Raw genomic sequence first — 12,382 nt, forward strand, 5'->3', positions numbered from 1 at the left:
CCTAAGATCAAAATAAATCAGAGAAGAATCCAGATTTCGGATTCTCTAATGTGCCAATTAAGACGCCTCTATCAAGCAATCTATTCTGTTCCTCACAAGAGGTTTCGGGAAGTAAGGCGCAAGAATGACATGCTGCCAAGTTACAGTTATCTGGGCCCTGACCGGTACTCTCAATACATACGGGGTCGGAAGAGCACCACGAAGCTTTTTCAATTGCCCTAGCAATTGTCTGCTCTAAATTTTTTGGCTTGCCCATGCTTACCAAGCCACCCATAGTGCCCTCAGAATCTCCGGCAGCCGTATAAATTAGGACGCCGGACATCTTAAATTTTGGGTCATCGGAAACATAAATTCGCTCCCTTAGTGACGCAGACCCATACCCACAGTCATAAATTAATTGATTGATGAGGAGATGAGCAAAAGAATGAATCATCATGAACTTAGGCGTGATCTCTTTTTGATCTTGGTGACGTTTAGTTCTCAAATCATCAAACCTAGTAATAATTTCTGCAATACGCTTTTGGTGAAAGGCACCATGCTTTTCCAGCCACTTATCAATCTTGGAATCATCAAATTTTAAGAAAATTCCCTCACCCCTAACGATGATTGCCGGAAGCCAATCTAAATGTTTTGAAGAGAAGAGCTTTCTCTGCGCCTCAACAGACAGACTACTTTCAGGGAAGATTCTTGAAAAACCTACAAATGCCCTAGTCTCTCGTAATTTCTCAAGCAAAGAAATTCTATGAAAATAATTATTTACCTGGGAGCCATACTCAGAAATCTTAGAGCTTTTAATAAGTAAATTTGTTTTTGGATAGCCCTCATTTACATCCCTGCAAAATATTTCATACTCTTGATGTCTATACTCAATATCTATATTTGGATCAGCATCATCTGCAGACTCTTCTTTAGAATTTTCTGCACCATCAAACAATTCTGTAGTAATTATTGGTAATAGAAAATTAATATCTATCTCCCAATCTAGACCCGCATTGCTGATAGCCTTCTCTAAGATATCCGCAGTAAGTATTTGCTTTGGAGAGATATTCACCTTTTCAATTAAATATCTAGATATCTTTTTGTTGTCCAAAATAATGCGCTTAATGACATGGAGATTAGCTGCTTTAGCAAGTTCAGCAGGATTGATCTCCCCATCTAACTCAGGATGCCATCTACGGAGCAAATTTCTTGCCGCCTTTTCGCTCACTAAGCCATTATCAGAAACTAAAGCAGCCTGAATCAATGACTCCTTCATATCCCTATCTTCCAAGAGGGCTAACATCGCTTCAGTTAGATTACGGTCATCTACATCAGGTATGTATATGGAACTAACAACATTTGGAAAATATAGGTTTGAAGCCCCACGTAAGAGTGGATATAAGTTTTCACCACAGACGAGCTTATCACTAGAAGAATTTTCACCAATAGCTAAAACAGGATTATGGCCAGAGCAAAATAACTTCATCTTGGTAAATGCAGATGGGCCATCACTAGCTGAATCACCTTCAAATGCACCGGCTAAAGATCTTTTTGCAACAACTTCAATTTTATTTTCGCCAATAAGTCTCTCGGCTGATATCTCCACACCCGCTAAAGATGCACTTCCTTTTGACGTCATCCTTAACCAGCACTTTGGGTCATTAGTATCCCAATCAGGGTTATTTGTTTTAAATACCCACTCTAACCAAGGGAAGTCCTGAAGGTGACCATGCTTACAGGCCGCCACAAAACGGACCTGTACAGTGAGGCGATCCGGATGAGATTTCCCAGCATCCTTGCCGGTCCCAATTAGCCCAGTACATTTAGGCGCCGAAGTATGGTGGTACTTAGATGCAAACATTTTTCCGCATCTCGGGCAAACATGCCACAAAGGAAAGCGCAAAAACGGAAGCTTTAAATTAAGATTCAATCTTGCAGCATCCGTACCTCTATCAGTATTGCGGTATTCATTCCTACGAAAATCTGGTGGCTGAACAAAATATTCAACGCCTAATCGCTTTGCGAGCCTCGTTTCCTCCTCTATAAACTCCCTATGGTCAGGATTAAGAGGATCGAAAGGCCAAGCATCTAACCCAGCATGTATTAGTGAAATAGGGCCAGGAAAGTCAACCATGGCTCCAATGCCAAATGGAGAAATTGCCTGAGACCTTCTAACTGGTTTATTCATGACTATCCACTTCGTTAAAAAACCCGGTTATTACCCCTTCACAACTAGCATCTACATTTCTAAGAGACGAGAGGGTTGACCAACTTCTATTTGTCCATTCGGGCAGCTCAACTGACCCAGCTGGATGCATTAATGGGGCATTCTGCGGTGGAAGCCCAAAGCCACCATACTCGGCTGGATCCCAAATTCTCCATTCCTTAAGACGCTGCCGCATCTTTTCTAGAACATTGTCACGTTCCTCGGGCGCTACACCAACAACCCTATCTTCAATCATTGATTCAATAAGATCCTTTAGCTTGGAGCCATCCTCAAGCGGGAAAGGTGAAGGATGGATACCCTCTTGATCAATCCTCCCGAGCTGCCTTACCGCAGCAACAATAATTCCATGAAGAGCTCTATCAACAGCTGGCGCGCTAAAAGGAGTGACACTTGTAGGTTCTACTTGCGCATAAAGTGCTTGGTGATAACTTCTAAATCTTTCGAAGTGACTTCTGTCTCGCGGCTTACTTTGCCCATAGAGGATACATACAAGTCCAAGCTTGTCATTATCACGTCCAACACGACTCGATACTTGAATATATTGAGAGGTAGTTTTCGGTTGACCAACAATAGCCATTAAAGATAGGCGAGGTATATCGACTCCAACTTCAATAATATTTGAGGCTAAACAAGCATCGACAATATCATCATTAGAATTCGCAGGATTATCCGAAAGGGATTTGCTGAGTTTCTCCAACTCTTGAGGAACTTGATCCCCCCTAATCCGGCTAGTTAGCTCTGTAACATTAAAGAGCTTTCTAATATTTTTATAAGGTATTCCATGCCTGTCAATCAATACTCTTAGGTAGTCACGCGCATCGGATACAAATAAGGTTGCAGCACTGCCAAGCTCTCTAATTGAGTTGAAATAACAAAGTAGAGTCCACCATGGATCCTTCTCTAAATTATCCTTATTCATTGCACCGGAAAATTGAAGAAGAGTAGCAAAAACTCTTGCTTCCGTTGTCTGCAAAGAACCATGTCCGGGCGCCATTACACCAAGATACCTTCTTCCTGGTATTAACTGATCAAATTCATCGCGGGCCTCCCTAGAAAAGAAGGAGTCTCCAACATCAAGACCGGATGGTGGAAATAGACTTACGTTTTCTCTTGCATATAGATTTTTTACCTGCTCATTAGCGCGACTAATTGTTGCAGTAGATGCAACAATTTTTGGCTTAACGTATGTACGATCATCTACACAAAGTTTCTCAATCAGCGTTTCATATAAACCTACCATCGACCCGAGCGGGCCGGAAATTAAATGTAACTCATCCTGAATAATTAATGAGGGCGGTATTCCAACTTGGTTGCCCTCTACGTCAATCCCGAATATTGATCTAATTTCTGGCTTCCATGCCAATGTGGCAAATTTATCGACAGTACCAATTAAAAGATTAGGCGGATTATCAAATATATCCTCATCGATAACTACAATTGGCAGATCTGAGTTACTTTGCGCAGGCTTCGAACTAAAGTCGCACTTAGGATCACTGCATCTATAAACAACAGTTTCTGGACTGGTGGATGTCAACCTCGCTTTTTTATATCCATAAACTGGGGAGCGCTCTTTACCCAATTCTGGGCCAAATTTCGCACTACACCAAGGGCACTTGAGGAGAATAAAGGGGTTTTCTTTACTAGAGTCTGCTTGCAGCGCCTTTAACTTACTCAAGGCATCTACCCTCTTATTTGGGGCGGTATCACCCCCGACCCACAAACCAATGCTATAGGGTTTTTGTCCAAGCATGGCCACATCTTGTCTCCGTATGTACTCCATTGCGCAGAATAATAATGATGCTCTTTGGAACTGTTGTGCAGTTAAGAGGCGCAATGTGTACCTCATTAAAACATCAACGCCCCCGGCCTTATTGCCAGCTAGGTGATTGTAAAAAATAGTGAAGGCCGTTAAACCCAAATAAGCTTCTGTTTTTCCGCCGCCAGTTGGGAACCAAATTAAATCAACAATATCTCTATCTTGTGAATCTGGATTAACAATACCTTCGAGAGATAGCAAAAGAAATGCTATTTGGAATGGCCTCCAAAACCCTCTCTTTTCATTTGGAGTTATTAGATCCAATGGCTTGATCTCTGGAATCCAACCTTTACCACCAGCTACAGGCTCCCGCACTCCAGAATCAGATCTCAATTGAGAAATTAACATTGCCTTATTAGCAAGTACAAATGCCTGCCGAGCTCTTTTTGACTTCTCATCAACGCCATTTAAAAGATCTACACCTCTCTTTATACGGCTTAAGCATTGCTCACATCGATCCAGCAAGTAATTTGCGGTCGGATACAAATCACTATCTATCTTTTGGTCTTGATTGATAAGTCCTTTTTTAAGACCCTCAATCCACTGTTGGTAAAGAGAGATTAATTGATCAATCTCTTTAAAACCATCGTCAGCTGTCTCTAGGCCGCCAAGCTTGCGCATACTTGATCTAAATAAAACAGGGCCACTTTCGGTCTTCAAATATAAATCCGGGCTTATGGTAGGTATCTCATAAGATGGCATGACATCTGACCATACTTCTGAAACTGCATCCGGAGAAACTCCATCCCAATCAGCAGCGCAGCCATGCCCAATCGCAAAAGTTTTGTACTGCCTATAAAGTAATTTATTAACCAATTCGTCAGAGCTTGGCAAAAGGCCATCGCCAGAATCCATAGAAAGATCTGGGTACGATAAGATTGCTCCTACTCCCGAACTACACCTCACCCTAATACCTGCTTGGAAAAGAGCAACCTCATCTACCGACTTTTCTGATACGGAGCGATTCACCAATGAAATGGTTATGAGCCTTGTATTAGGGTCGGATTGCTGCAATTTCCTTTTAATTAAGACGACCTCAAGATGCTTACCAGGCACTTCAATTTTTTTTGAAATATACGGGGCGGGATCCAATAACTCAGAGTTTGTAAAAGCCAAGGATATAAAGCTGCCATCCGCAGTAGTTAATGGCGACCTAATCCAAATGGAGCGCTTAGATAATTGCGCGCCCACCTCCCCCTCTTTACCGCCGACAGTAATTTCTCTCTTAACGTAGTAAGCAGGTGCAATTTCTTTTTTTTCAAGTCTATTAATTTTGCTCACAGAAACCAAATCAAGCGATAGGCCTTCCTTCTCATTTGATAGATCAACCATGAAGCTAAGCCCAATAGCCGAAGGTTTGAAGGAGTTGGCAAGATTTACATCAAGCTCTTCTGTATCGTCAGCCTTTAGGCTCTTTAATTGATTTCTTTCAACTTGAGCCTCAAGCTTCTTTAAAAGAGAGAGCTCTTTATCAGAAGCCTCGGGGAGCTCTGCCGCATCCATAGACTGGTTTGGTTCATTTAATTCCGCCGTCTCTGTAACCATTTGGGGGTATAGGATTCCAGCGCCATATCTTTTTGACGGAGGATCTTGCCAAATAATTTCTTCGCCATTTAACTGCTTCTTTGGCGCCCTAAGCTGCTCCCAAGTAAATATTTTCTCTTTGCCATCAACATCCAATGCACATGACTCTCCAGCTGGATCTGGGCCAACAATCTCAGCCCTGAGCCTCTCTGCAAGCCAGTCGCGATTTTGGAGATTTTCTAATTTACCCATTTACGCCCTTGAAGTCTTTCTTAATCCAATATCTAGCAACTTGTCATACTGAGATCTGCATGCTTCCGAGAAAAATATTGTCAAACTTATTCTAGCTCTAGACATTCCAACATACAGCAAAGCCTTGTATGTGTCACTATCAAGGCTATCTATATCTGTAAGCAAAATAGCTGGAGCCTCCATTCCCTTGAAAGCATGAATACTCGTAAATTTAATATTCTCCGATTGGGAAGACTTATATGGAGCAATATTCAACTCTGGAAATTTTAAAGAAACAGATTGTGCACATGACTTCTCATCAGACTTTGGTGACAAAATAACAATTTCGCTAGGTTTAAAGTGCTTTAGCAATTCGTTGAGCCTCTTTCTAACCAGCCCCTCTTGAATTTCCGCTGAGGAATAAAATCTTGGATCCACAACACCTGATTCATTATCATTAAGAATTTTGCTATAGCCTGGGGTTATGCCAGCCGTAAGTGTCAAGGTTTCAGCGATAGATTCAGCATTCCTACAGTTATTTCTTAAGGAGTACTGGGAGAGACTTGGCGCCCTAGCCTCTAGTGCAGAAAGTATCGACTCTCTAGAGCTTGAGTTGCTATCGCTATATATTGCCTGCCTCTCAAAATCTCCGAAAAATACCCAAGAGCCACCAGCCAATCCGCTATTTAATGAAACATCCATGACATCTAAGTAATTTTCATTAAAAATTAAATCTTGAGCCTCATCTAAAACCAATACATCAAATTGACTCTTAAAATTTTCATCACCTAATATTTTTTCCAGCGCCTTTTGAGGTAAAAGTTCTGACCAATAATTATCAGCACGACCTAAATTTCCACTTTCTTGGCCCAATGAAACCAAATAAGAATGAAAGGTTCCACATGCAAAAGATTTGCTATATAAATTAATTTCAAAAGCCATCTCGGACTTTATCCAGTCCGCCAACAGCGTGTTGTAACAAAAAAATCCGACGCGTTTGCCTTCGGATAATTGACGCCTCACAAATTCAATAGCTAAAAATGTTTTTCCGGTGCCGGCAGGACCGCTAATTAAGAGACGCTTATTACCAATAAGACTATCTAAAATGACATATTGCTCTTCGGTAAAGTTTTTAATGCTACCCTCTAGGGACTCAATATCATGACGAGGAGAAACTACATATTCAAAGTTTTTCCGCAGTAAATCTATCGCACGGTCTATTTGGTTTTTGGATAATTTTGATTTTTCATGATCGTACCATCCGGCAACCTTACCAAGTTTGACCAGGTAAGATCTGGCCTGTTTAAATATATTAAGAATATTGACTGAAATTGGATGGCGAATAAAAAGTCTTTTATCTATAAATTGCCATGGGTGCCACTCAGGTGATTTTTCGTCGAAATCGATGCGTGTAAAAATTACAGCACTAAAAAATAATGTAGATTGAAAAATAGGATCTTTATCAATTAAATATTTCCTAAGAGAATGCATTCCTTTGGAAGCCTGCTTAAAAGGCCCCTCAATTGAAGTTTCGTAAGGATATATCCATTTCCCATCTACTCTTTTTACATCGCATCCCTTGAGCTCTATACATAGGATTCCTTGGTCCGGAACCAAGATAACCATATCCAACTCGCCTTCAATTTTTGTTAAATGTCTCTTCAAATCTAAGGAGTGCAATGCAACCCACCCATCGCACCCGGGGTCATCTCTTAACTTCTTAAAAAATTCAATCTCGCCAAGGGGCGTATTAGATGAAAACGTTGGAGGAATCATCTTAGCCATTTATTTCCCCTCAAATCATCAATTTTATAAAGGCTTGACTGGTATACATACGATATGGATTGATCAATTGACGCAACACGCCTGATTAATATATTTTGGCCAAGCTGTAAATCAAGGCTTTTTGCACCGTCAGTTGAATCAATATCCAGACCCTCAATTTTTTCCAGAAGCCCCTCTAATACTGTTTGCCTAGCTTTATAACCAGCCCTTTGCCGTGAAACTCTGTAGTCATGTATGTCACTCCACTTCTCTGTGGCGTATGCCTTTATATCGCCAACAGTGAGACTTAGCTTGCCCTCATCCCACAGGACCTCAATTAATGCTCGGAATTCAACTTCAGAATTGGGGGCAATTACATCTACCCCCTCCCACTGTTTGATCTTACCTGGAACTACATTCACGCCTTTAGATCTCATTAAATATGCAATTTCTGAATAATCTCTAGTGAGCAACAATGCACCAAGCGCATTCTTCCAATCAGTAATTTTGTCCAATACGCCATCATCCTCTTCTTCATCTTCAATTCCATCGACTTCTTCATTGAATAGAAAGCCCGAAGAATTTTTCCGAAGAAGTACGTAGTCACCCTCAACCAAATCTAGAATATCTACATGCGATAAGTCGTAACTAAACTCACCTTGACGGACGGAATCAGTACTTTTATCTATATGTAATACCTTTCCTGAAACGGGCATAAACGCACCCTCTCCACCTTCAAAGAGTATGTAATGTGCAGGAACTGACTGCGCAGTTTTGGTGCGACTTCCACCATGAATATCAATCCAGAAACTTTCCTCCGCCCAAGAATTTAATTCAGAATCACTACTTTCAGGCGTAGAAACTGAAGCCACGATCTTCGAGGCTTTAAATTTTTGAATCCTTTGCTGAAAATTAGGAGAAATCGGTAACTCGATTCTAGATGGGGCATAAAAATTTTCATGCTCATACAAAAGTAAGTTAACTTCGGGGGTTACCCCAGAATAAAAGATGGTCTTCATTAAATCCATCGAAGCTCTCATTGGGGGTGAAACGATAAATATCTTTTGAAAGATTGAGCTCTTTATCTGTTGCTTTGCTTCAATATTTTTAAATTTCAAACCATAATTAGATAAACTACTTATCGTGAAATTAATGCAGGCCGGATCATTGCCGTATAAAATTTTTCCAACCAATCCCATTGACTCTGATTTACTTAAAAAACCTTCTGAAATACTCAATAAACGGTCAAATTTATTATTCTTATGTTTAGACCACAAGAGCTCTATGGAAGCTTCGAGAGCGCCAAGCATAGACGGATCAATATTCTGCTTTTTAAGTAAAGATGCAATTTCTTGATATCTCTCTTTAAGCCTAAGGGCAGGATCATCAAGAGAGACAAGTGTTGAATTTAATATGGTCTTAAAAACCCATAACAATCCGACTAAATTCTTAGCATCTTCGTCTGACTTATCAAGATTTTTAAATATACCCATTACTGCACGTGTAACAGCCGCAACAACAGCATCCTCAACCTTATGGGTAATTATAGTAAATTCCGTAATATTTTTAAAGCGGCTTGATGCACGGGAATATTGAGAGCTCATATTTTTATCATCTCAAGAACGAGTATGAGCTGATCTCAAAACCAACTGGAAATTTTTCTGCAATGATATGAGATGACTCATCACTAAAATTAACAGTCTCTGCGGCTAATTCCAATTCGCTAACAAACTCTAGTTCATTCTCATTAAACTCTAGCGAATCGAAAACAATTAATAGATCACTCCTCAGCGGGATATGCTCTCTGATGGAAAAGGCGCTGGGGCCATCAAGGATTACAAGCTCAGCGCTAGAATCTAAATCCCCTTTAGGATGTGAAATTTTCATCTTTGAATGCCTACCATCTCCAAGCTTCTCAAAACCAAGTAAGGACTCAAATTTAATTGGGTCCTCGCACTGATCGCCAACCCCTGCACATAAATAATCAATCGAAGATTTAAACTGGTTCATTTTTGTTACAAGTAACAGATCCTGACCATCCGATTTAGCCCATGCAGGAGATACATCACCCAAGAGATGCTCCATAAATGCGATGCTCGCATTAATTGCAACTTCCCTTTGCGCAGATGCCGGCTTTTCCAGACTAAATTGATATTTATTAAATTGGCCCTCAGGAATCAGGATGATGGAGCCAACATCCTTAGTCTTGCGAGATTTTGTAATCTCCAATTTAATAGCGGGCTCAGACGCAATTAACTCTATACCCACCACTTTTCCGATGAATAAATCTCCAGATTCAACCCTCTTCCAGTAAATTTCCACACCAGAATCAAGCGTAGAAAATTTTGTCCAACTTAATCCATCTTTATATGAGCCTATGCTTGAGATCAAAGCCCCTAGACTAATAAACGCAGTTGCAATCTCTCGACTGGGAAGGACCAAAAATGTTATGCGCCTAGTATCTTTTTTATATTGGGATTTTGCCCATTTACCTAGATAAATACATGCCTTTGCCCATTCTTCTATCAGATCACCGGCAATATTAATCCTAGCTTTATCTGAAATATATAGCGGCTTCCGAAAGCCAATTAGAGAGTCAAAAGTTTCTATTTCCACTGGCAATTTATTTAGATACAAACCCCAACTCAATCATCTCCGCCTCGATGCGCAATAACTCTTTTGCCTGCTTATCACTTGGAAGCCAGCCCTTTCGAGAAGCAGCGATTACCAAGTTTTCGTCACGTCCGTAAAGTGGCGAGAATTGCTTGCTCCAATCGTGTAATTTTTTCCAATAATGATCGCCTAGGGTAATGACTTGAATTTCAGCATTAATTTTTGCATCTAACCTCCCCTGAGCTCTGCCCTCCTTCATTATTTCTTGCTTTTCTTCGGAGCTTAGGAGTTCTTTCTTAAACTCTGTAGATAATTCAATTGAGGCTAGCTGCACCGAATTCCAACAATCAGCTTTTTTACACCATTCACCAACGTCCATGTTTGCAACGGGGGTCTTATTTATGGTTTCGGAAACAACTTGAGCTACGCGCTCTAGTTGGTTTGCCATTGCTGAAGATACGCTTTGGATATTCCATATATGCTTGAAATTCACCATATTTCCCGGTGAAAATTCCTTAATCATAGAAGCTAGCTTAGCAATTGTGTAGGTAACAATTTGAGCTCGATAACCTCCCTTATACCAATCGGCATCAGAGACCATTTTCTCAACAAATTTAAAGACAATAATTCTAGATATTGAATCGCGGTAATAAGCATCGTTAATAAACTTAGCACCATCTACACCCCATTCATCATCGATATATCGCGCAAAGGTGCCAGGCTTATCTCCAGAAAAATTCTTTTGTGCACCTAAGCTAACAATATGAGGCAGCATGCGCCAAGAATTTTCTGATTTAGCTAAATCAGTTTTCAATACAAGCTGCGATCTTGGATGTTCACGCTGGTAGTCTTTTTTCTGCTTCACAGTCATTTTTGACTGCTCATTAAGATATTGCCCTTTTGCCCTTTCATAAAACCAATAAGTATTAAATTGGGCTCCAGCAGCTGCAGGCGCGAGAATTCTCCGAGAAAGCCTCTCGTAACCCATATGAAACGGGTGATTTGAGAAGAAATCAGAATCGCTTACTTTATTTTGTTTATTTGAAAACTTTGCGATATCTTGAATCATATTGCCCAAGGTATCACTATCTCTAGCCTTAGCAACCGTTAGTTTCATTTGTACTGAAATTTTTGATAAGTCTGCCTTATCTTTTTTCAAAGCTACAAATAATGAAGCCGTTGTTTGACCGCCATTAACAATCTGAAGATATTTTGCAGAAGTAATCCTATGGCCATCACTAGCAATATCCAACTTTACATCTGTTGCTGTTGCAGAAATACCATTGTTATAGATGAAGAATTTATCTGGAGCAGATCTAATCGTCCCTTGAATACCTTTATTAATCTTCCCCGTGGTGTTTAAGAAAGATCTCACATTACCCTCTAAAAGCCTGCTTCCATACTTCTCATAGATTGACGCCAAAGCATCGCCTGGTATGACGCACATATAAGCATCAAAATCCTCGCTCTTGCTGGCTGGCAAGCAAGATAAACCATTCTCCGTGAACTCAGTAAAGTCAATTTCAAGTTCTTCAGTACCTAATGCAGACATGCCCACATTAAATAAGCGAGAAATATCCCATACGTGATATTCAACCAGCACCCCATCAATCTCATCCTCCGGTAGGTCTTTAATGCGATCACTCATTACGGAGTCAGTTACTAAATAAAATCGATATCTACTGATTGAGTTTTTAGATGCTTTAATTAAGTTTGCAAACGCTAGCACCTGAGAATCTAAATCATCGGGATTTTCAATACTTTCAAATCCGCTGGCCAAGCAGAATTCAACAAATGCTCTCAATTGGCCAAATATTTGATCGACCCTAGTCCGGGTTACAGTCTCCAAATTTGGGTCGCCAGAAAAATCTGCAATTAAAACTCTAAGGGAGTTATCTGCCTCGTCAAACTCAAAACCATCAATACGTATTAGCCGATTTCTAAGGCCTGTTCCGCTGTACTGGCATGGGATGAAATCTTGAAACTCTTCAGCCTCTGATAGGCGATCGGAAACTTCGTAGACAAAGGCAGAGTCACTCGTGAGTGAGTGATTGGTGACCCGAGAGCGAACCCCCTCGAGAAAATCATCACGAAATTCAACTAATTCCATTGCAGTCCAATTTAAAGTTATCTGAAGTTACAAAAAACTACATTTCAAGGCACTAAATCATAAAAATTACTTCTAATTAGCAATACTAACAAAGCGGCCTTAATTGACGCCATATGCC

Annotated in this window: 6 protein-coding genes; all 6 read right to left on the reverse strand. The window is 40.4% G+C overall.

What is annotated here, in order from left to right; genetic code table 11:
* Positions 1-7: 7 nt before the first annotated feature.
* From drmB to M2125_RS04805, 6 genes are read right to left on the reverse strand one after another with little or no spacing between them, the layout of a single operon-like run.
* Positions 8-2,167, reverse strand: coding sequence for a DrmB family protein (gene drmB / locus M2125_RS04780; protein ID WP_280742588.1), 2,160 nt, complete (start codon positions 2,165-2,167; stop codon positions 8-10).
* Positions 2,160-5,798, reverse strand: coding sequence for a helicase-related protein (locus tag M2125_RS04785; protein WP_280742589.1), 3,639 nt, complete (start codon positions 5,796-5,798; stop codon positions 2,160-2,162). The genes drmB and M2125_RS04785 overlap by 8 nt, the downstream gene beginning before the upstream one ends.
* Positions 5,799-7,562 (reverse strand): nuclease-related domain-containing DEAD/DEAH box helicase, encoded by a 1,764-nt coding sequence (locus tag M2125_RS04790; RefSeq protein ID WP_280742590.1) that lies wholly within the window; start codon positions 7,560-7,562, stop codon positions 5,799-5,801. It abuts the gene before it with no gap.
* Positions 7,550-9,145, reverse strand: a complete 1,596-nt coding sequence (locus M2125_RS04795; RefSeq protein WP_280742591.1) for a hypothetical protein — start codon at positions 9,143-9,145, stop codon at positions 7,550-7,552. Before M2125_RS04795 ends, M2125_RS04790 begins: the two co-directional genes overlap by 13 nt.
* 7 nt (positions 9,146-9,152) lie before the next feature.
* A complete protein-coding gene (locus tag M2125_RS04800; protein WP_280742592.1) occupies positions 9,153-10,157 on the reverse strand; it encodes a hypothetical protein in 1,005 nt (334 codons plus the stop codon).
* Between the two features lie 7 nt (positions 10,158-10,164).
* Positions 10,165-12,264, reverse strand: a complete 2,100-nt coding sequence (locus M2125_RS04805) for an AIPR family protein (protein ID WP_280742593.1) — start codon at positions 12,262-12,264, stop codon at positions 10,165-10,167.
* Positions 12,265-12,382: the final 118 nt, after the last annotated feature.

It is taken from the genome of Polynucleobacter sphagniphilus (assembly GCF_029892205.1).
Classification (GTDB): domain Bacteria; phylum Pseudomonadota; class Gammaproteobacteria; order Burkholderiales; family Burkholderiaceae; genus Polynucleobacter; species Polynucleobacter sphagniphilus.